Genomic DNA, 20,902 nt, shown 5'->3' on the forward strand with positions numbered 1-20,902 from the left:
GTACGACAGAGCCTCCCGGCCGCCGTTCCGTCCGCCGCCGTCCCGTCCGCCGCCGACGCTCCGCTGTCTTCGCAGCACCGGAACGGGGCGTCGGGGCACCGGCACACCATCCTCTTTTCGATCTAGGCCACTTACCGATCGAACAGGATTCATTGTCGGCCGTTTCTGACTGCTTTTCGCTATGAACGGAGGCGGTGGGCCGCGGCGAGGCAGGATGTCCCCGTGATGGGCAACCTCCCCGTCGTGACGACCAGCTTCGTCGGACGCGACAACGAACTGGTCAGCGTCGAACGGGCACTTCGAGAGCATCGGCTGGTCACACTCACCGGCCCCGGCGGGGTCGGCAAGAGCCGGCTCGCCCTGCGCACCGCCGAGCAAGCCCGGGAGCGCTACGCCGACGGTGTCTGGTGGGCCGGCCTCTCCCATCTGCATGACGAGCAACTGCTCGCCACCACGGTCTGCGACGGCGTCGGGCTGCTGGACCACAGCCCCCGCCGGCCCGTGGCCGCACTCGGTGAATGGCTGTCCGGTCGGCGGCTGCTCCTCGTTCTCGACTGCTGCGAGCGGATCGTCGGCCCCTGCGCGCGACTCGTGACCGAACTGCTCGCCTCGGCACCGGGGCTGACGGTCCTGACCACCAGCAGGGAGCCGTTGGGCGCGGCGGACGAGAAGTGCGTCGAGGTGCCCCCGCTCTCCGCGGGCGACGACGGTGACGAGGCCGTCCGGCTCTTCCACGATCGCGCGGCCGCCGTCGCCCCGGCCCTCTCGCTCGACGACCCCGGGAACGCGGCCGCCGTCGCCGAGATCTGCCGTCGGCTCGACGGCATACCGCTCGCCGTCGAACTCGCCTGCGCCCAGCTCCGCGAGAGCAGCGCGCAGGAGATCACCGGACGGCTGGCCTCCCGTATGGACGAGCTCACCGACGACACCGTCTGGCCCCGCCGCCACCGGGCCCTGCGCACCACCATCGGCTGGAGCCACGAGCTCTGCGCACCGCTGGAGCGGCTGTTGTGGGCACGGCTCTCCGTCTTCCGCGACGTCATCACCACCCCGGACGCGGAGGCGGTGTGCGCGGGCGGTCCGCTGGAGGCCGGGGCCATCGCCCCGGCCCTGGAACGTCTGGCCGACCAGTCCGTGCTCCGGCGGACCGGGGACGGCTACCGCATGCTGGACACGCTGCGTGAGTACGGGGCGATGTGGCTGGCCGAACTGGCGGAGGACGCGCTCCTCGCGGACCGGCACGCCCGGCACTTCGCCCATGTCGCCGTCCAGGCGTACGCGGGCTGGCTCGGGCCGTCGCAGGTCCTCTGGTACCATCGGATCGCCGCCACCCACGCGGACCTGTGCGCGGCCCTGGACCATCTGCTGGCCGAGGACCCGGAGATGGCGATGGAGATGGCCGGGTGCGCGGGACTCTTCTGGAGCTGCTGCGGCCATCTGCACCAGGCCCGTACGTATCTGGAGCGGGTGCTCGCCCTGCCGCTCTCCGCCGGCCCTCACCGGACCCGGGCGCTGTGGGCCCTGGGCATCACGCTGACCCTGCAGGGCGACCACGAGGCGGCACGCCGCACCGGCGAGGAGTGCCGGCACGCCGCACACCGCGACGGGGACCCGGAGGCGGTGCTGCTCGCGGCCCACTCCATGGGCTTCACGTACCTGATGATGGGGCGACCGCTCACCGCGTACGCCGTCAGCGACCGCGCGCTGAGCCACCACGACGGCGACCCCGCCGACGCCCCCTCCCAGCTGCGTTGCCGGGTGATACGGCTGTTCGCCCTGTCCGCGCTCGGCCGGCTCGACGAGGCGTACGAGGAAGCCATGCGGCTCCAGCGGATCAGCCTGCGGTTCGGCGAGCACTGGGCACGGGCGTACGCCGATCACCAACTCGCCCTCATCCACCTTCTCCAGGACCGCCCCCGTCATGCCGAGAGCCACGCGCGCGCGATGCTCGCGAGCAAACACGAACTGCACGACAGCCTCGGCATAGCGCTCGGCCTCGATCTGCTCGCCGGGTCCATCGCCGCCCAGGGGAACGGAGTGGCCGCGGCCCGTGCCTCCGGTACCGGACACACGTACTGGCGCATGATCGGCCACCCCCACCGGGGCACCCCGGAGCTCGGGGCGATCCGCGAGCAGTGGGAGCTCCGGGCCCGGCAGGCCGCGGGCGACTCGGCGTACGAGCGGGCCTACCGGCGCGCCTCGGCCGGCGACGCGGAACGCGGCCTGGCCCACGCCCTGGAGCGCGGACGTCCCGGATAGCCCGAGCCGCCCGGACGCCGGACACCGGATGCGGGATGCGGGATGCGGGTGCTGGGCACCGAACACCCCGACGGGACACCACTTAGCATCCCCGTATGACGTCCATCAACAGGCTCCGTCCCGACCACGCCGAGGCTCTGCTCTCCTTCGAGCGGGAGAACCGGGCCTACTTCGCTGCGTCCATTCCCGACCGGGGTGACGACTACTTCGCCGCGTTCGCCGAGCGGCACCGTGAGCTGCTCGCCGAGCAGGACGCGGGGCTGCTCCACTTCCACGTCATCGAGGACGACGACTGCGGCGTCCTGGGCCGGATCAACCTCGTCGAGGTGCGGGAGGGCTCGGCCGAGCTGGGCTATCGCATAGCGGAGAAGGCCGCGGGGCGCGGGCTGGCCACCTGGGCGGTCCAGCAGGTCTGCGTCCTGGCGGTCCGGGAGTACGGGCTCACCGCACTGCGCGCGGAGACGACGCTGGACAACACGGGATCGCGCGCGGTGCTGGCGCGCTCGGGGTTCGAGCCGCTGGAGGACGTCATGTTCGGCGACCGCCCCGGGCGGCGGTACGTCCTGGACCTGAGCGGGGGCGCTCCCCCGGCGCACTGAGCGGCACCGCTGAAGGAAGAGGGGGCCGGTAGCGGTCGGGTGACCGGCGCTGCCCGGCGTCGGCGGTGCGGCGGGGATCAGCCGGATGGTCCACCTCGGGGGCAAGCCTCGTCCGGCCGCCCGATGCTGGGGCTCGCGGGAGCGGACGCCTCCGCTCCGCCCGACGCCCACCGCCTTCAGGAGGCCCCCGTGCCCGTACCTCCTCGCCCTGATGCCCCGCTCCCCCGCCCCCGTAGTCGGTCCCGGCGGCGAAGAGCCGTCGTCGCGGCCCTGGCGGCCGCATCGCTCGCCGGCCTGATGCCGGGCCCGGCAGCCCACGCGGTCGGCGGTGACGGCGACGGCCCGCACGGGCCGGTCGACCCTGGACTGCGGCGGGGGCTCCAGGCGCTCGTGGACACTCCGGGAGGGCCGCCCGGGGCCATCGCCGTCCTCACGGCGGGCGGCCGGAGCGAGGTGTACCGGGCGGGTACGTCACAGCTCGGCACCGGGCGTCCGCCCAGGACCAACGACCACATGCGGATCGCCAGCACGGCGAAGGGCTTCAGCGGCTCGGTCGCCCTGCAACTGGCCGAGCGGGGTGCGCTCGGCCTGGACGACACGCTCGGCCGACGGCTGCCCCGGCTCCCCGCCGCCTGGCACCGGGTGACGCTCCGCCAGCTCCTCAACCACACCAGCGGGCTGCCCGACTACACCGAGGCCCCGGCCTTCATCGCCGAGCTGACGGCCGACCCACGCCGGCGCTTCGACTCGCGCCGCCTGCTGGACTACGTCGCCGGGGACCCGCTGAGGTTCGAGCCGGGCTCGGCGTACCACTATTCCAACTCCGACAACATCGCCGTGGCGCTGATGGCCGAGGCGGCTACGGGACAGCGGTACGAGAAGCTCCTCGCCGAGCTCGTGTACCGGCCGCTCGCCCTGCGAGACACCAGCCTCCCGCAGGGCTACCGGCTGCCCGAGCCCTATCTGCACGGCTACGCGGTGGACTCGCCGAACGCACCCGAGGACGTCAGCACGGTACTCGGCGCGTCGGGCGTGTGGGCGTCGGGCGGCATCGTCTCCACACCCCGGGACCTGGGAGCCTTCGTCCGCGGCTACGCCGGGGGGCTGGGCCTCGGCCCCGAGGTCCGCCGGCAGCAGCTTTCCTTCGTGGAAGGCAGCTCCGAACCGGCCGGCCCCGGGCGCAACAGGGCCGGTCTCGCGGTGTTCTCGTACACGACGCGCTGCGGCACCGTGTACGGCCACACCGGCAACTTCCCCGGCTACACGCAGTTCGCCGCGGGGACCAAGGACGGCAAGCGATCGCTGACCGTCTCCCTCACCTCCCAGGTGAACAGCTCGACGAACCCCCACCTGCTGGCCGGGCTCCGCGAGCTCCAGGAAGACTTCGTCTGCCGGCTGCTCGACCGCCGGAAGCCGGGAACCACGCACGAGAGGCCATAGAAAACGGAAGGGGTACGCCGGGCGTCCGGCGTACCCCTTCGCGGGTCAGGCGGGGCGGCGGTCAGTCGTTGTCGGTCTCCTCGCGGACGATCGTGTCGTTCTTGGCGTCCACGTCGAAGGTTGTCTTCTTCCAGTCCGAGCCGACCACGTCGACCTGCCAGACGACGCCGCCACCCTCGTTGTCGTCGAGGCCGACGGAGGTGACCGTCCCCTTCTTCTTCTCGGTGGCGACCTTGGCGGCCTGCTGCGGGGTCTGGGTGGCCTGGGCGAGCCGGTCGGCCGTCTGCTTCTTGTCGTCCGCGTCCTGATCGGCGTCGACCCGGGCCTCGATGACCTTGCCGTCGACCGCGTTGATCCGGACGGTGTGGACCGTGCCGTCCTTCTCCGCGACCTCCGCGACCCAGACCGGGCCCTCGGAGCCCGGGCTCGCGCTCGGGCTGGACGTGCCGGTTCCGCTCGGACTCGCGGTGCCGGTCGGGCTGGCCGAACCGGTCGGGCTGACCGAACCCGTGGGGCTGCCGGATCCCGTCGGGCTGGGGCTCTGGTCCTTGTCGTCGTCGTCCACACCCTCCAGGTCCAGATCGACCAGCTTGCCCCCGGCCACCTCGCCGGCGGCGGTGGTGGCGGCGTCGTCGAAGGTGACCTTCGTGGCGTCGAGCACCTTCTTCCGCTCCTGCTGGTCCTCGGTCAGCTGGGCACTGGCCGAGGGCGACGTCGTCTGCTTCTGCGGGACGACCTTCGCGGCTTCGGAGGTGGCCGCACTCGTCGCGCTGTCCGAGCTCTGACCGCATCCGGTCATCAGGACGGCCGTGGCGGCGGCCATGCCGAGGGCGCCGACCGTCTTGAGGGTGCGGGAACGGGAGGAGGCACTGTTCATTCGTCGAGGCTCAAGTCTCATGCACGCATGCCTAGCCCTTCGGGCCACGGGTCATGTTGTCCTACCGGGGAGTCACCCGATCGACCGGACGGGTCCGCCCGTTGGCCGTCGCTCCCCGGGCGGTGGGCGCCGGGGTGCGAAACAATGGCGGCAGGGCCGTATTCTCCGCGCCCGGCCCGGAGGCCGTCATGGATCACATGGTGCACACCGAGTGTTACGAACTCATCTTCCAGCTGTCCGGAGCCGCGGACGACGTGGTCCACGTGCGGCTCACCGACCGGCTGGGGGCCGGCGGGTTCCCGGTGTACGAGGACGAGACGGGGATCGTGCGCGCCGAGATCAGCGACCGGGGCGAAGTCCGCATGCTCGCCAGCGGTGGCCACCAGGTCCCCGGCACTCCCCTGCTGGCCCGCCCTCTGAACGAGGACGCACCCCGAACGCCGTGACCGAACCCGCAGGGCGGGGCGCACCGTGCACGGTGCGCCCCGCCCTGCGGTGCGCGCACGTCCGCGCGTGAGCTCACCCTTCCGTTCATGCCCGCCCATCGCCCGATTGTGTTTACATTCCCGCACCTCGGACGTAACCTGAGCTGAAACCACATACCCGGGCATGAAACGGAAAAGAAACCACATGTACGCACCGGAGCGTCAGCAGGAGATCCTCCGCCTCGCCCAGGAGAGCGGGCGGGTCGACGTGCTGTCCCTGGCCGAGGAGTTCCAGGTGACGGCCGAGACCGTCCGGCGCGACCTCAAGACCCTGGACCGGGCGGGGCTGCTGCGCCGGGTGCACGGCGGGGCGATCCCCGTCGGGCGGCTCGACTTCGAGCCCGACCTCGCCGAACGCGACGCCGTCGCCGCCGACGAGAAGGACCGCATCGCCCAGGCCGCCCTCGCCGAACTGCCCGCCGACGGCAATGTGATCGTGGACGCCGGGACGACGACCGCACGGCTCGCCGCCGCCGTACCGGTCGACGCGACGCTGACCGTGGTGACGCACGCCCTGTCGGTGGCCGCCCGTCTCGCCGACCACCCGGGCATCGCGCTGCATCTGGTGGGCGGCCGGGTCCGGCACCGCACCCGCGCGGCGGTCGACGCCTGGGCGCTGGGTTCGTACGCCGAGATCAACGCCGACGTGGTCTTCCTCGCCACCAACGGCTTCTCCCCCGACAGCGGCCTGACTACGCCCGACCTCGCCGAGGCCGCGGTGAAGCAGGCCGTGATCAAGGCGGCCCGCCGGGTCGTCCTGCTCGCCGACTCCGGCAAGTTCGGTCAGGAGCACTTCGCCCGCTTCGGCGATCTCACCGACGTGGACCTGCTCATCACCGACACGGGCCTCAGCCCCGACGACGCCCGCTCCATCGAGAGCCGGGGCACGGAAGTTGTACGCGCATGATCCTCACCGTCACCCCCAACCCCAGTCTGGACCGCACCTACGAGCTGCCCGGGCTGACCCGCGGCAGCGTGCTGCGTGCCACGGCGGACCGTGTCGATCCGGGCGGCAAGGGAGTCAACGTCTCCCGCGCGGTCGCGGCGGCGGGCCACCCCACCCTCGCCGTCGCCCCGATGGGCGGCCCGGAGGGCGCGCTGCTCACCCGGCTGCTCGGCGACCTGGGCATCGAGGCGGTCGGCGTGCCGATCGCCGGGAACACCCGGATCAACGTCACACTCGTCGAACCCGACGGCACCCTCACCAAAGTCAACGCGGCGGGCCCCGAGCTGAGTCCGGCCGAGGCGGAGGCAGTTCTGGAAGCGGTACGGGCCCACTCGGCCGCCGCCGACTGGGTCGCCTGCTGCGGAAGCCTGCCGCGCGGACTGCCGCCGCAGTGGTACGCGGAGCTGGTCGAGCGGAGCCACCGGGCCGGCGCGCGCATCGCGCTGGACACCTCCGGAGCGGCGCTGACCGCGGCCCTGGACCGGGGGCCGGACGTGATCAAGCCCAATGCCCAGGAGCTCGCCGAGGCCGTCGGCCGGACGCTCGCCACGGTGGGCGACGCGCTCAAGGCCGCCGAGGAGCTACGGGAGCGCGGGGCCGGGTCGGTGCTGGCGAGCCTGGGCGCCGACGGGCAGTTGCTCGTCGAGGCGTCGGGTGCGTACTTCGCCACCGCGCCGGTCGCCGCTGTGCGCAGCGATGTCGGCGCCGGGGACGCCTCCCTGGCCGGCTTCCTGGCAGCGGGCGGGCAGGGCCCGGAAGCGCTCGCCTCGGCCGTCGCCCACGGTGCCGCGGCCGTGCAGCTGGCCGGAAGCCTCATGCCCACCCCGGCCGACCTCGATCTGCCGTCGGTCGTGACGACCTCCGACGTGCCGCTGGACCGCGCGCTGACGGATCCCGCCCCATGACCCCCGTACCGCGATCACCGACCCCCGTACCGCCATCGCCGCCGCAGTACCCGCAACTCCCGTACGGACCCCACCCGTACGAGCCCGCCGCCCCGTCCCCCCGAGCCGCCGCACGGCGGTCCCCGAGCAAGGAGCACCGCGATGAGTGAGCTGATCACCGCGGAACTGGTCGACCTCGATCTGTCCGCCACGACGAAGGACGCCGCCGCGAGGTCGCTCGCCGAGCGAATGGTGGCCGCGCACCGCGTCACCGATCTCGAAGGCTTCCTGGCCGACGTCGCCGCCCGCGAGGCGCAGATGCCGACCGGCCTCGACGGCGGCATCGGCATCCCGCACTGCCGCAGCGAACACGTGAGCGCCCCGACGCTGGCCTTCGGACGCAGCGGGGCAGGCATCGACTTCGGGGCGGCCGACGGTCCGGCCGACCTGATCTTCCTCATCGCGGCCCCGGCCGGGGCCGACGACGACCACCTCACCATCCTGTCGGGCCTGGCCCGCAGGCTGATGGACGCGGAGTTCACCGCCGCCCTGCGCGCCGGAACGGATCCGCGGACGGTAGCCGCGCTGATCCGGGGCGAGGAGCCGCCGGAGGAGAACCAGGAGCAGGAACAGGAACAGGCGAAGACGGAGACGGAGACGAAAGCCTCAGTAGCCGCCGCGAGCGCCCCCTTCCGGATCGTCGCCGTCACCTCCTGCCCCACCGGCATCGCCCACACCTACATGGCGGCCGAGTCCCTGGCCGCGGCGGGCCGCGCCGAGGGGGTCGAGGTGAGCGTGGAGACCCAGGGTTCGGCCGGCTTCGAGAAACTGGACCCCGCCGTCGTCGCGGCGGCGGACGCCGTGATCTGGGCGCACGACGTGGAGGTCCGGGAGAAGTCGCGCTTCCGCGGCAAGCCGCTGGTCGACGTCGGGGTCAAGGCGGGCGTCAACCGGCCCGCCGAGCTGATCGCCGAGGCCCGCCGCAAGGCGGAGCGCGGGGAGATCGCCGCCGTGTCCGAGGACGGCGGAGGCGCGGACACCGGGGGCGTGAACGAATCCTCCGCGGACCACGCGCACTTCGGCGTCCGGCTCCGTACGTATCTGATGTCCGGCGTGAGCTACATGGTGCCGTTCGTCGCGGCGGGCGGTCTGCTGATCGCCCTGTCGTTCGCCATCGGCGGCTACGAGATAGCGAGCGCCAAGTCGGTCGCCGACCACTTCGTCTGGGGTGAGGCGGACAGCTGGGCCGCGCTGCTCAACCAGATCGGCTCGGCGGCCTTCGGGTTCCTGGTCCCGGTGCTGGCCGGGTACATCGCGTACGGGATGGCGGACCGGCCGGCGCTGGTGCCCGGGTTCGTCGGCGGGGCCATCGCGCTCACGGTGAACGCCGGATTCCTCGGAGGTCTGGTCGCCGGTCTGCTGGCCGGTGCAGTGGTGATGGCCATTCAGCGGGTCCCGGTCCACCCGACCCTGCGCGGCATCATGCCGGTCCTGGTGATCCCTCTGATCGCGTCGGCGACCGTCGGGTTCCTGATGTTCATCGTGGTCGGCAAGCCCATCGCCTCACTGCAGAACGCGCTCACGGACTGGCTGGACGGACTGTCGGGCTCCAACGCGGTGATCCTCGGCGTCGTCCTCGGGCTGATGATGTGCTTCGACATGGGCGGTCCGCTGAACAAGGTGGCGTACGCCTTCGCGGTCGGCGGTCTCGCCGACCCGACGCCGGGCAGCCTCAAGGTGATGGCCGCGGTCATGGCGGCCGGGATGGTGCCGCCGCTGGCGATGGCGCTGGCCACCACCGTACGCAAGCGGCTGTTCACGAGGACCGAGCAGGAGAACGGCCGGGCAGCCTGGGTGCTGGGCGCCTCGTTCATCACCGAGGGCGCGATCCCGTTCGCCGCCGCCGACCCGCTGCGGGTCATCCCGTCGGTGATGGCGGGCGGCGCGGTCACCGGCGCCCTGTCGATGGCCTTCGGCGCGACCCTGCGCGCTCCGCACGGCGGCGTCTTCGTCGTCCCGCTGATCGGCGAGCCGTTCCTCTATCTGCTCGCCATCGCCGCCGGGACGCTGGTGGCGACCGCGCTCGTCGTCCTGCTCAAGGGTGCGCGGAGGGCGGCGCCGGAGGCTGCCGGGGACGCGGGACCCGCGGGCCCCGACGGCTCCCGGGTCACCGTCGCCGCCTGAACTCCGCACACACACGCCCCTCCTGAACACCTCTTCCCTCAGGAGTGATCCATGCACCGGCAGACCGTCGCCATAGCCTCCCGCAGCGGGCTCCACGCCCGTCCGGCGTCCCTGTTCGTCCAGGCCGCCGCCCGTCAGCCGGTCAAGGTGACCATCGCCCGTGAGGGCCGCGACCCGGTCGATGCCCGCAGCATGCTGGCGGTGCTGGCCCTGGCCGCCCCGCACGGGGAGACCGTGGTGCTCAGCGCCGACGGCGACGGAGCGCGGGCGGCGGTCGAGGAACTGGCCGAGCTGCTCGCACGGGATCTCGACGCCACCTGATTCCCGGCCGACGGTGCGATCCGTACCACCGGCGACTGCCGGGTCGTTAGGTTGGGACACGTGATCGAGACGTGGAACGCCGCCGACCCGGCCGTCCTGGCCCTCCCCTCCGGACGGCTCGTACGCGGCCGGGGTCTGCGCAAGCCCTTGCCGGCAGGCCCCGAACCGGACTTCGCCGTCTATCTCCTCGGGCGTACCCCGCCTCCGGTCGCCTGGGAGTCCCGGTGGCTGCGGTGGCCGGACTTCCGGCTCCCGGCGGACCGGGCGGCGACCCGGGAACTCCTCCACGAGGTGTGGGAGCGGTCCGCCGGGACGCGGGTCGAGGTGGCGTGCGGCGGCGGAATGGGCCGCACTGGCACGGCGCTGGCCTGCCTCGCCGTCCTGGACGGGGTCCCCGCGGACGAGGCGGTGGCGTTCGTGCGCGCCGGCTATCACCCGCGGGCGGTGGAGACGCCCTGGCAGCGCCGCTACGTACGGAACTTCGCGCAGCGCTGAGGGACAGCCCTCAGCGAGTGGCGGAGCCTCGGGGCTTGTCGGGCACGTTGTCGAAGGTTCCCGGCACCGGCAGGATGCTCCAGCGGCCGACCGGCCAGGCGACGACCACGGCCCTGCCGACGACCTCGTCGACCGGGACCATCCCCTGGTTCGGGTCGTCCTGGTGGTAGCGGGAGTCCGCGGAGGCCTGGCGGTGGTCCCCCATCACCCAGACCTTACCTTCGGGCACGGTGACCTTGAACCGGCCGCCGTCCTCGTCGTCGCTGCAGGGGCTGTTGCCCGGGAAGACGTACGGCTCGTCCAGGGCGGCGCCGTTGACCTTCACCGGCCCGTCGCCCTCGCACTCCACGGTGTCGCCTCCGACGCCGATGACCCGCTTGATGAGGTCCTTCTCCTCGGCGGAGGGCATCACGCCGACGAAGCTCAGGACCTTCTGCACGGTGTTGGGCGGGTCCACGGGCACGCCCGCGAGCCAGTTGGACGGGTCGTGGAAGACGATCACCTCACCGCGCTCCGGCTCCGATCCGAACCAGGGCGTCAGCTTGTCCACGAGGACCCGGTCACCCCGCTGGAGGGTGCTCTGCATGGAGTCCGAGGGAATGGAGAAGGCCTGCACCAGAAACGTCTTGATGAGCAGCGCCAGCACCAGGGCGACACCGACGAGGAGCGGCAGCTCCACCCAGAACGGCCGGTTCTTCCGTGTCCTCGACCGCCGCGTGCCCGCCCGCCCCATGTGCACCGCTCCTCGCCCGTGTACCGCGTGCCCGTCCCTGGGGGAACGGATCCGGTGATCCACTCTATGGGGCGCGGAGAGCGGTGAGCGACGTCAGACGGGGCCCGCGCCGACCGGAGGGACCGTCGCGCCCTCGCCGGCGCGGACGGCTTCGACCACGCTCTGGTGGAAGGTGCGGCTCTCCTCCTCGGAGGGGCACGGCACGGGGCTGCCGGTGAGGGTGAACCAGTCCGAGGACCCGCTGTACTGCACGGCCACCGACGCCTGTCCGTCGGACCAGGTCGTATGCACCGTGAGGTCGCCGCTCAGGATGCCCGCTTCCTCGGTACGCACCCCACCGGTTCCCGCGAAGACACCACTGGTCGTCCAAGATGCCCAGCTCATGACGGTCACCTTTCGGACGATGGCAAGCCTGTCCAGCCGACTTCTTCCGAGTATGGCACCGCCCGTGGGACTACGCACGGGTGTGCGAGGGCCCGGTTCTGCCACTACTCCGGTCGCCGGTCCTCAGGCGCGTTCCAGCATCCCTCGGACAAAGGCGGCCTGGCCCGCGTGCTGGAGATCCTCGGCGATGACGCTGATCAGCCGGACACCGAGCGTCACCGGGGGCGACCAGCCCTCGTCGACGATCCGGTCGAGGGCGTGGCCCTCCAGCCCCGCGACGAAGTCCAGGGTCCGCTCGTGCACGGCGTCGAAGTAGCCGAGCAGGGAGTCGGCGGAGTCCACGCGGACGGCGGCGACCTCGTCGGTACTGTGCCCGTAGCCGGTCGCCGCCTCGTCGAACGGCAGTCCGAAGGTGTTCACCCAGCCTTCGGTGAGCCAGATCTGTCCGGTTCCGGCGGCGTCGGCGATGTGGTCGTCCTGGACGCGGGTGAGATGCCAGACCAGCCAGGAGATGGAGTTCGCCCCCGTGTCGACGCGGGCGTTGAGGTCGTCGGGCGTGAGTCCTTCGACCGCCGCGTGGACCGCTTCCCCGACCCGGTCGAACGCTTCGGCCAGCATGCCTGCGGTGTTCATGCGTCCACCTTCGCCGGAGGAGCCCGTTGCTCCCGGGTGCGACACACCGCCGGGTGGCGGTGTGTCGCCGCGCACTGCCCGCCGACGAGCGTGACGGGCACGGGCACGGGCCGGGCGTCGCTCAGCGCAGGCCGTGCAGCCAGTCGGTCAGCAGGCGGTTGACCTCGTCGGGGCGTTCCTGCTGGATCCAGTGGCCGCAGCCTTCGAGGATGTGGGCTGCGGACAGGCCGGGGAGGGTGCGCGGGTAGGCGTCGATGGCGTCGGACATCCAGGTGGTGGAGGCGTCGAGGGCGCCGCCGATGAAGATCGACGGCTGGGCGACGGGTGTTCCGTCCCAGGCGGCGAGGTCCTCCCAGTCCCGGTCGACGTTGCGGTAGCGGTTGAGGGCGCCGGTCAGACCGGTGCGTTCGAACTCCTCGGTGTAGACGTCGAGGTCCCGTTCGTCGAGCCAGCCGGGGAGCGGGCCGGCGGGGAAGCGGTCGGCCATCCGCGCGCCCGGAGGTACGAAGAAGAGGCCGGGGTGGTCCGCGGGGGCGGGGGTGTCTCCGGAGAGACCCGCGTAGAAGCCGGCGAGCCAGCCGCGTACGTCCGGTTCGATCTCCGCCTCGGCGCGGCCGGGGGTCTGGAAGTAGCTGACGTAGAACTCCTCCTCGCCTCCGATGCCCGCGAAGCCGTCGGTGGGGCGGGGGCCTCCCCGGGGCGTGTACGGGACGCTCAGCAGTGCGACCGCCGTGAAGACGTCCGGCCGGAGCAGGGCGCTGTTCGCTGCGATGGGCGAGCCCCAGTCGTGTCCGACGACCGTGGCGGTCTCCTCGCCGAGGGCGTGGACGACTGCGGTGTTGTCGGCGACATGGGCGAGCATGCGGTAGGCGTCGGTGGCGGCGGGTGCGGAGGAACGCCCGTAGCCGCGTACGTCGATGGCGACGGCCCGGTGCCCCGCCGCGGCCAGGGCGGGGAGCTGGTGGCGCCAGGAGTACCAGGACTCGGGGAAGCCGTGGACGAGGAGCACGAGGGGGCCCGTGCCCTGTTCGACGCAGTGGATCCGGCCGCCGGGGACGGCGACCGTCCGGTGCGTCGCGCCGGGCAGGAGGGCGGAGGGTCGGGCGGCACGGTCCGCGGAACGCGCGGACGGCGTGGGTACGGGGGTGGGCTCCGGCATGGCTCCTCCTCGGGCGCCCCGTGCGGGCGGGGCGGTCGTGTCGCTTCGGCGGGCGGCCGGGCCGGGGGCCCGGCCGCCCGGTCACGATCATTCGGCCGGTGCGACCGCCCGGACAAGGTTGTTTGCCGTTCCGGCAAAACAACGGCTGCGGGGGCCGGCTTCAGACGAGCAGGCTCAGCAGGTGCGCGCAGGCGGTGGCCTCGTCCGGGTGGCGGGCGACGACCTCGTATGTTCCATGCTCGAAGGCCCCGGTCTCCCAGCCTCCGCCCCCGCCCCGCCGGACGAAGAGGAAGTCCGGCGGGGTGGGAACGGGCTCGTGGACGCCTTCGATCCGGTAGTAGCCGCCGGGGATCCGTGCCTCGACGAGTGCGGCCTGCAAGGCCCGGCGGTCCATGGCGGGTTACGCGCCCGCGGGCGTCAGGTAGGCGTTGTCCAGCAGCCACTTCACATTGAGCCGCTGCCCCGCGCCCGGGTCGAGGAACACGGCGTCGAGCTTGATCTGCTGGCCGCCGCCGGGCTGCTCGAACCACGGGGCGATGCCGCCCTGCCAGACCCAGAAGGGCTTGGCGACCTTGTAGACCCGGTAGTCGCAAGGTGTGGCCGCGTCACGGGTGTTCAGGTTCTGCGGGGGCAGGGCACGCTCGGCGTAGGCGTCACCCGCCGGGGCGAGGTAGCCGCCGTACTCCGAGCCGAAGCGGTCCAGGCGCTGGCCGGCACGGAGCTTCACGGGCTCCTTGTCGATCTCGCCGTTCACCTCGGCGAAGCCGTCGTTGGGCGGGTACTTCCAGCTGCCGGTGTCCGCGGGCCCTTCCCAGTACTTCTTGAGGAAGTCCTTCGGCGTGAGGTCGCCGGTGCGCTGCCAGCCCTTCAGGAGCGGGCCGACCGGGGCGAGCCGCTTGTTCGGCAGCCACTTGGGACCGAGGCGGGCGTCGCCGCGGAACTCTCCGGTGCAGGGTTCGTGCCGCTCGGCGGCGGGCGCGGGCTGGGCGGGCCCCGGTGCGGCGCTCGCCGCCGGGGCGGAGATCAGTCCGGCGGTGATGCCGAGCGCGGCGAGTACGGTACGGATGCGGTTCATTCAGGAGTCCCCTCGAGCACTGATGATCAATCAGAACAGCTGACGTAGGGTAACCGCTCAACTACCCGATACTTCCGCGCCGTGCCGCTTTCCGGCCACCGCGAACAGCACCGCGCCCCGGCCGCGACGATGCGCGACCGGGGCGTGGACTGACGGAGGGGCGTGGAGCCCGACCGGTACGGCGCGCCTAGCTGACGTTGACGTCGATGCAGGCGTAGAAGGCGTTCGGGGTGTCCGCGACGTTCCAGACGGCGAGCACCTTCTGCTGGCCGGTCTTGTTGCCGAAGTCGACCCGGTGGGTCACGGTCGCGCCGGGCCGCGCGCCGCCGTCGTCGAATTCGGCGATCTTCTCGCCGCCCACGAAGTACTGCCAGGTGCTGGTCGAGTGGCGCGCGGTGAGCTTCCACTCGAACTGCTGGGAACGGTTCACCGGAGTGACCGACCAGCCCTTGGAGTCGTCGTCCAGCTCGGCGAAGCCGCTGTTTCCGCCACTGCAGCTGGCGAGCCCCTTGGGGCCCTCGACGCTCTGCGGCTCGTACTTGATCGCACCGCAGCTGACCGTGCCGGCGGCACACTGCGCCTGCCTGCTCGGCGGGTTGGAGATGTAACCGTGGGCACTGGCGGAGCTCGCCGGAAGGCTCAGGGCGAGGACCGGGGCGAGCATGGCGCCGACGGCGAGCGCTGTCTTCCTTTTCGCGTGCATGTTTCTCCTTCACAGGAGACCGCACCGCGCGGTGGCGGGCCGTGGGGGGCCCGGCTTCGGCGGCGAGGCCTCGCGAGTGTGGGGCCAAGAGGCGAAGGGCTGCAAGTCCCTTGCCGGACAAGCCTGATGAAGGTGTCCGGAAAGGCCTTGCACTTGGACTAGACCATACCCATCGACGCGTTCACGTCAAGGGTGGTGCGCGGTGGGCGGCCTCCCCTCCGAGCCGCGCGGGTGGCCGCGCTCGTCCCGCGCGGCCATCCGTTGACGCGATCACTCCTGGTCGTCGCCGTACCGGACCGTGACGCGGTCGAAGCCGAGGGAGCCGAGCAGCCCCTTCAGCATGTCGGCGGTGTTCTTCTCCGCGCGGACGGTCAGTTCGCTCTCCTTCGCCGCTTGTGAGATGTGGTGGACGGCGAGCTTGTTGACCGCCTGCTCACTGCCGGGATTGTCGGAGAAGAGGTCGCCCAGCCGGTCGAGGAGACCGCGCTGTTTGGACACCGCGTAGGAACGGTCGGGATCGAGGGCCGGCCTGCCCAGCACCGCGTGCGGCAGCCGGAGTTCGGCCGTGGTGCGGTCCTCGTTCACCACGACGCCGCTCCCGGTGACCTTGCCCAGGTCGACGGAGGCGCCGACGGTGCCCGCACCGACGAACAGGGTGCGGGTGCCGCGCAGGGCGTCGGGGACGAACTTCGCGTCCTTCTCCAGGTCGACGACGACCTGGAAGTTGCCCGAGGCGGCCTCGTACGCGCTCATGTCCTGGATCGACTTGAGCACGGCGGGGCCCGACCGGTCGTGGGTCTCCTCGCCGAAGAGGTCGTCGAGACCCGGCAGGAGGCTGAGCCGGCTGCCCGCGAACAGCAGGACCAGAACGGCCGCGGCGACGCCGAGGACCATCGGCCACCTGCGGGAGCGGCGGGTGTCGCGCTTTCTGTCGCCGTGCGGCGAGGGCTCTGTGGTTACGTCGCTGGACGTCATGCTCACCGTGTGACCCACGGCCGGTGCTTTCAGTCCGGCTGCTCCCGAATCCCGAGAGAACCACCGTACAAAATGGGCCTGTTCCGGTACGGCCGGGCAGACACGAGGGCGTCTGCCCGGCGGCCGGGCACGCTCAGCCCGGCGCGGGGGCCACCCGTACGCGATCGCTCCCGCCGTCGGTCAGGAAGGACGCCAGCTCCCTCCCCTGGTCGGCCACGGCATCGCGGTCGGCCCGGGAGAAGGCCCGCAGGGGTTCCACCGCGACCACCCCGTCGGTGACACGCCAGGTGGCCGCCACGCGGCCGTCGACCAGCACGACACGCTCGCCGGCGACCGAGAGGCCGCGGTGGGCGTCGTCGATGATCCGGCCGCGGTCCTGATAGCCGAGGATCGCGTTGTCGAAGGCCGGCAGGAACCGCACCGGAGCCGGAGTGTCCGGGTCCGGCCGCGGCGCGTCGGGCAGGTCGAGCAGCTCCCGTCCCCGCTCGTCGCGGAAGCGGACCAGCTCGTCGCGTACGGCGGCCACCGCGCCGGGCAGTCCGGCCAGGCCCGACCAGGCGCGCAGGTCGGCCGTCGCGGCGGGTCCGTGGGCGGCCAGATAGCGCCGGACCAGTACCTGGCCGACCGGGTCGGCGCCGTCGGGGGCGGGCGGGTCGACCGGGCGGCCCAGCCAGAAGGAGAGGGCGACGTTGCGCACCCCGCCCTTCGCTCGCCACAGCCCCCGGGGCGGCGCCTGCGCCATCGGGACGAGGGCGGCGACCACCATCTCGCCGAGGGGGCGGGAGCCCGGACCGGGCCAGCGCCCGGCGAGCGCCCGCACGATCTCCGCCGCGGTACGGGGTTCGCCGTCGGCCATCAACTCCCGGGCGTCCGCTGCGAGTGCGTCGAGGTCGACCCCTTTCAGCTCGTCGCGGTAGACCCCGAGCACGCGTTGGCGCAGCATCGCGTCGTGGCGGGCCCGCCAGGCGAGGACGTCGTCGGCGGTGACGAGGTGGACCGTGCGTCGCATCAGATGAGTGCGCACCACGCTCCGCCGGGTCAGCAGGTCCGAGAGAACCGCCGGATCGAAGGCGGTCAGCCGGGACCAGAGCCCGACGAAGGGCTCCTGCGGTTCCTGCGCCTGGAGGCCGCAGAGGTGGGCCACGGCGTCCACGACCGGCAGATCGGCCCGGTCGAGCAGCAACTGGCGGGCCAGCATGGCGCGGTTGAGCGCCCGGTTGTCGAGGACGGTCACCGTGTGGTCTCTCCTTCTCGGTCGCCCGACGCCGGTCTCCGCGCGCCCCCGCGCGGTGCGCCGGTGGTCAGGTCGCCTGCCGGCCGTCGAGCGTCTCGCGCAGGATATCCGCGTGCCCGGCGTGCTGGGCGGTCTCGGTGAGGACGTGGGTCAGCACCCGCCGTACGCTCCACTCGCCGCCGGGTTCGTTCCAGGGCGCCTCGGGGAGCGGCTGTGACGCCGAGAGGTCGGGCACCGCGAGGATGATCTCCTCGCTGCGGGCGGCGACCTGCTCGTAGGCGCCGAGGACCCCCGCCGTCGTCTCGCCGGGCAGCATCCGGAACTCCTTCTCCCGCTCGATCGCCCACTTCGGGTACTCAGCGGCGGTGCCGGCCGCCAGGTCGTCCCAGGTGACTCCTTCGGGCAGGGCGAAGGACATCGCCGACGGCCCCTCGGTCACGAAGTTCAGCCAGCTCTCCTCCATGGCCGTGACGTGCTTGACGAGGCCGCCCAGGCACAGCGCGCTGACGGTCGGGCGCTCACCGGCCTGCTCGTCGCCGAGGTCCTCCACCGTGCGGATCAGGGCGGCCCGCGCGGTGGCCAGGGCGGCGAGCAGGTCGGTGCGCTCGGGGTCGGGAGAGGTGGTGGCCGTGGTCATGGTGATCGGGTTCCTTCCGGTGTTCCTGTCGTGCGGTACGGGTCAACCCTCGCAAGGGAAGAGGCCAGGGTGTGGCCTCTTCTCGGGTCATACTGGCGTCATGCCGAAGACTTCAGCGCGACTGCTGGCGCTGCTCTCCCTGCTCCAGGCGCGCCGGGACTGGCCGGGTCCGTTGCTGGCCCAGCGGCTGGAGGTCAGCCCGCGCACGGTGCGGCGTGACGTCGACCGGCTGCGGGAGCTGGGCTATCCCATCGCGGCGTTCAAAGGCCCCGACGGCGGATACCGGCTGGACGCGGGCGCGCGGTTGCCGCCGTTGCTGTTCGACGACGACCAGGCCGTCGCGCTCGCCGTCGCGCTGCGGACGGCCGCCGCGACCGGTGCCGGGATCGGGGAGGCCGCGGCCCGCGCGCTCACCACCGTCCGGCAGGTCATGCCCGACCGGCTGCGCCACCGCGTCGACGCCCTGCGGGTCACCGCCGTCGAACGCACGGGAGGCCCGCCGCGACCGCAGGCCGATCCGCGGGTGCTCGTGGCGTTGAGCACCGCCGTGCACGCCCGCGAGGTGCTGCGCTTCGACCACTCCCCCGCGTACGCGCCGGCCGCCGCCGATGCCCCGCCCGCGGTGCGGCGGGTGGAGCCGCACCGGCTGGTCACCTGGGGCGGGCGCTGGTATCTCGTCGCCTGGGACCTGGATCGCGAGGACTGGCGGACCTTCCGCGCCGACCGGATCACCCCGCGCACTCCCACGGGTCCCCGGTTCACCCCGCGCGAGGTGCCCGGAGGCGATGTGGCGGCCTTCGTCGCCGCCCGGTTCCAGGGCTCCGACGCCCCGGGCGCGTGGCCCTGCCGCGGCGAGGTGATCCTCGACGCGCCGGCCTCCGCGGTGGCCGGCCACGTCCGCGACGGGATCGTCGAGGAGCACGGCCCGGACCGCTGTCGTGTGGTCCTGGGCGCCTGGTCGTGGGCGGGCCTCGCCGCCGGACTCGGCCGGTTCGACGTGGACATCGAGGTCGTCGGGCCCGACGCGCTCAGGGACGCCTTCGCTCGATTGGCCCGCCGCTATGCCGAGGCGGCGGAGGCCGGGGCGGGGCCCGCCGGCCCTCAGGAGCCGACGAGACGCGTGTCGTAGGTGTCGTCGGTCGTCGAGGCGGTCACGGACGAGGCGATGTGGCCCGCCAGGCCCAGCACCAGGAACAGCACCACGAGCCATTTCGCGGCGCTGCTCAGAACCAGCGGGCGGGTGGCGGAGCGCGACCGCTCCGGGGCCACCGCGAGGTCGTCGTCGCCGAACAGCCCCTTGGGGTAGGCGGGGGTGAGCATCATGACGTACGCGGAGAACCGCATCCGGTAGCGCAGGGTGGCCGCCGTCGCCTCGAACAGCGGCCGGGGCATCCGGCCGAGACACAGCGTGATCAGCCACCAGACGAAGGCCAGCGCCCACCACCCGTATACGGCGAAGCTCTGCACGATCGCCGCCGGGATCATCAGGAAGACACGGAACAGCACCGCGAGGCGGTTGAGCGAGGTGGGCCGCACCTCGATCCGCACCGGATAGCCGACCGGCGGGGTCAGGGCGAAGGGCGGGTAGCGGTCGATGAGAAGCATGTCGCTGGCCGAGACGCGCATGTCGTAGCCGAGGACGCCGGTCAGGAAGCGGAAGACGGGGTCCGGCAGCCGTCCCAGCACCAGTGCCGCGAACCAGCCCGCGATGACGGTGAAGAACGCCGCGATGTGCAGGACGAACAGCACGATGAAGTGCGGGACGAGCAGCAGCAGTCGCAGGAGGACGGTCAGCCGCCGCTGGCGGGCCGGTTCGACGATGTCCAGGACGGGCCGGAACTCGTCCGCGTCCGTTTCCTTGCGACCCGGGCTCCACCGGCCTTCGGCCATGGCGCTCCTCCTCGGCAGGGAATCCGTACGGCATCCGCGCGCAGGACGTGTCCTCACCGTGCGTCCGCCCCGGGCCGCCCGCAAACGGCCCGGCCCGAACGGGTGCCCGTGCTCAGCGGCCGCGGAGGCGGTCGAGCAGGGAGCGGACGGAGCGGGACCCGGTGGCGCTGCGGCCGGCGCCCGCCGGGCCGTCGGTCCTTCCGGCGCGGGAGTCGCGCTTCTTCGCCGGGGTCGCGGCCGCCGACTCCGGCCGGGCCCGTTGTCCGGTCTTGGTGGCCGCGGTCTTCGTGCCCGCGGTCTTCGTCGCCGCGGTCTTCGTCCGGCCCGCCCTGGTGCGCGTGGCGGGAGCCGGCGCGCGCACCGGCTCGGCCTCGGGCTTCTCCGCCGACGGGCCGCCGGGGGAGCCCAGGTCGTCGGTGTAGGTGTAGTAGCGGTGGCTGATCCGGCGGCCCAGCACGAAGTAGCCCAGCAGCGCGCCCGCCGTGTTGAGGATGACGTCGTCGATGTCGAAGGCGCGCCCCGCGACCAGGGCCCCCTGGATCAGTTCGACGAGGGCCATGGCGACGGCGGTCAGCAGCGTCGTCCGGATCATGCGCAGGCGGCGTGGCACGAAGAACGGCAGCAGGAGCCCGAACGGCACGCCGAGCAGCAGGTTTCCGCCCGCCTGTTTGACCGCGGCGAGGAAGGTGTAGTCCTCGGCGTACTGGCGCAGGGAGCGCCCGGGGCGGAGATTCGAGGTGACGAGGTCCGCAGAGGCCGGTGAGGGCGTGAGCGTCACCTTGGCCAGGAGGACGGAGAACGCCACCAGTCCCAGCAGCACCACCGTCAGGACCGCCCCGCGCACCAGCACACGTACCCATGTCCCCTGGCGTGTACGGGGATTCGCCTCTGCTGTCATGGCCGACGGGTGCCCCCGACCGGCCGGAACACACGCCGGACGGCCCCGTGGAGCGAAAATCTCACACGGCTGTCCATGCCCGCCTGCGACG

General features: G+C 72.6%; 23 protein-coding genes. 10 read left to right on the top strand and 13 right to left on the bottom strand.

The genetic code is table 11. From position 1 onward, the window contains the following. Positions 1–225: 225 nt before the first annotated feature. From D581_RS0106450 to D581_RS0106460, 3 genes are all read left to right on the top strand, one after another. Positions 226–2,259: an NB-ARC domain-containing protein gene (locus D581_RS0106450; RefSeq protein WP_018956407.1), complete on the top strand. Its 2,034-nt coding sequence runs from the start codon at positions 226–228 to the stop codon at positions 2,257–2,259. A gap of 95 nt (positions 2,260–2,354) precedes the next feature. Continuing rightward, positions 2,355–2,858: a GNAT family N-acetyltransferase gene (locus tag D581_RS0106455; RefSeq protein ID WP_018956408.1), complete on the top strand. Its 504-nt coding sequence runs from the start codon at positions 2,355–2,357 to the stop codon at positions 2,856–2,858. Positions 2,859–2,981: 123 nt separating this feature from the next. Next, positions 2,982–4,298, top strand: coding sequence for a serine hydrolase domain-containing protein (locus D581_RS0106460; protein WP_026290268.1), 1,317 nt, complete (start codon positions 2,982–2,984; stop codon positions 4,296–4,298). 61 nt (positions 4,299–4,359) lie between these two features. On the opposite strand, the gene D581_RS0106465 is transcribed toward D581_RS0106460, so the two are convergent. Continuing rightward, complete coding sequence (locus D581_RS0106465; RefSeq protein ID WP_018956410.1) at positions 4,360–5,175, bottom strand: PepSY domain-containing protein; 816 nt, start codon at positions 5,173–5,175, stop codon at positions 4,360–4,362. A 197-nt stretch (positions 5,176–5,372) separates the two neighbouring features. Here D581_RS0106465 and D581_RS0106470 point away from each other — a divergent pair, with 197 nt between their 5' ends. The 6 genes from D581_RS0106470 (at position 5,373) to D581_RS0106495 (ending at position 10,490) form a co-directional block, all read left to right on the top strand. Then, positions 5,373–5,621 (top strand): DUF6296 family protein, encoded by a 249-nt coding sequence (locus tag D581_RS0106470; protein ID WP_026290269.1) that lies wholly within the window; start codon positions 5,373–5,375, stop codon positions 5,619–5,621. 184 nt (positions 5,622–5,805) lie between these two features. Then, the gene (locus D581_RS0106475) at positions 5,806–6,567 is read left to right on the top strand and encodes a DeoR/GlpR family DNA-binding transcription regulator (protein ID WP_018956412.1); all 762 of its coding nucleotides are present in this window, start codon (positions 5,806–5,808) and stop codon (positions 6,565–6,567) included. Further along, complete coding sequence (gene pfkB, locus D581_RS0106480) at positions 6,564–7,511, top strand: 1-phosphofructokinase (protein ID WP_018956413.1); 948 nt, start codon at positions 6,564–6,566, stop codon at positions 7,509–7,511. The genes D581_RS0106475 and pfkB overlap by 4 nt, the downstream gene beginning before the upstream one ends. A gap of 141 nt (positions 7,512–7,652) precedes the next feature. Next, positions 7,653–9,674 carry a fructose-specific PTS transporter subunit EIIC gene (locus D581_RS0106485; RefSeq protein ID WP_018956414.1) on the top strand — a complete coding sequence of 674 codons (2,022 nt, stop codon included), beginning with the start codon at positions 7,653–7,655 and terminating at the stop codon, positions 9,672–9,674. A 51-nt stretch (positions 9,675–9,725) separates the two neighbouring features. Beyond that, positions 9,726–9,995 (top strand): HPr family phosphocarrier protein, encoded by a 270-nt coding sequence (locus tag D581_RS0106490; protein WP_018956415.1) that lies wholly within the window; start codon positions 9,726–9,728, stop codon positions 9,993–9,995. A gap of 60 nt (positions 9,996–10,055) precedes the next feature. Then, positions 10,056–10,490, top strand: a complete 435-nt coding sequence (locus tag D581_RS0106495) for a phosphatase domain-containing protein (protein ID WP_018956416.1) — start codon at positions 10,056–10,058, stop codon at positions 10,488–10,490. A gap of 10 nt (positions 10,491–10,500) precedes the next feature. Here D581_RS0106495 and lepB read toward each other — a convergent pair whose 3' ends face one another. The 10 genes from lepB to D581_RS0106545 form a co-directional block, all read right to left on the bottom strand. After that, complete coding sequence (gene lepB, locus D581_RS0106500) at positions 10,501–11,223, bottom strand: signal peptidase I (protein ID WP_018956417.1); 723 nt, start codon at positions 11,221–11,223, stop codon at positions 10,501–10,503. Positions 11,224–11,316: 93 nt separating this feature from the next. After that, positions 11,317–11,607: a hypothetical protein gene (locus D581_RS0106505; protein WP_026290270.1), complete on the bottom strand. Its 291-nt coding sequence runs from the start codon at positions 11,605–11,607 to the stop codon at positions 11,317–11,319. 123 nt (positions 11,608–11,730) lie between these two features. Beyond that, positions 11,731–12,240, bottom strand: coding sequence for a mycothiol transferase (locus D581_RS0106510; protein ID WP_018956419.1), 510 nt, complete (start codon positions 12,238–12,240; stop codon positions 11,731–11,733). 121 nt (positions 12,241–12,361) lie between these two features. Beyond that, entirely contained in the window at positions 12,362–13,399 is a 1,038-nt protein-coding gene (locus tag D581_RS0106515) for an alpha/beta hydrolase (protein WP_018956420.1), read from the bottom strand. A gap of 160 nt (positions 13,400–13,559) precedes the next feature. After that, positions 13,560–13,793, bottom strand: a complete 234-nt coding sequence (locus D581_RS0106520) for a hypothetical protein (protein ID WP_018956421.1) — start codon at positions 13,791–13,793, stop codon at positions 13,560–13,562. Positions 13,794–13,799: 6 nt separating this feature from the next. Further along, complete coding sequence (locus D581_RS0106525; RefSeq protein ID WP_018956422.1) at positions 13,800–14,474, bottom strand: TNT domain-containing protein; 675 nt, start codon at positions 14,472–14,474, stop codon at positions 13,800–13,802. 187 nt (positions 14,475–14,661) lie between these two features. Next, complete coding sequence (locus D581_RS0106530; protein WP_018956423.1) at positions 14,662–15,177, bottom strand: lytic polysaccharide monooxygenase auxiliary activity family 9 protein; 516 nt, start codon at positions 15,175–15,177, stop codon at positions 14,662–14,664. A gap of 270 nt (positions 15,178–15,447) precedes the next feature. Continuing rightward, positions 15,448–16,152 carry a DUF4230 domain-containing protein gene (locus tag D581_RS0106535; RefSeq protein WP_026290271.1) on the bottom strand — a complete coding sequence of 235 codons (705 nt, stop codon included), beginning with the start codon at positions 16,150–16,152 and terminating at the stop codon, positions 15,448–15,450. A gap of 133 nt (positions 16,153–16,285) precedes the next feature. Next, on the bottom strand, positions 16,286–17,386 hold the full coding sequence (locus D581_RS0106540) for a winged helix DNA-binding domain-containing protein (RefSeq protein ID WP_018956425.1): 1,101 nt from the start codon (positions 17,384–17,386) through the stop codon (positions 16,286–16,288). Between the two features lie 67 nt (positions 17,387–17,453). Further along, positions 17,454–18,023, bottom strand: a complete 570-nt coding sequence (locus D581_RS0106545) for a DinB family protein (RefSeq protein ID WP_018956426.1) — start codon at positions 18,021–18,023, stop codon at positions 17,454–17,456. A 100-nt stretch (positions 18,024–18,123) separates the two neighbouring features. Here D581_RS0106545 and D581_RS0106550 point away from each other — a divergent pair, with 100 nt between their 5' ends. Beyond that, a complete protein-coding gene (locus tag D581_RS0106550; protein WP_018956427.1) occupies positions 18,124–19,152 on the top strand; it encodes a helix-turn-helix transcriptional regulator in 1,029 nt (342 codons plus the stop codon). On the opposite strand, the gene D581_RS0106555 is transcribed toward D581_RS0106550, so the two are convergent. Further along, entirely contained in the window at positions 19,125–19,913 is a 789-nt protein-coding gene (locus tag D581_RS0106555; RefSeq protein ID WP_018956428.1) for a DUF4389 domain-containing protein, read from the bottom strand. The genes D581_RS0106550 and D581_RS0106555 overlap by 28 nt on opposite strands. Positions 19,914–20,025: 112 nt before the next feature. Then, complete coding sequence (locus D581_RS0106560) at positions 20,026–20,811, bottom strand: VanZ family protein (RefSeq protein ID WP_106434349.1); 786 nt, start codon at positions 20,809–20,811, stop codon at positions 20,026–20,028. Positions 20,812–20,902: the final 91 nt, after the last annotated feature.

The sequence above is a fragment of the Streptomyces sp. CNB091 genome, from assembly GCF_000377965.1.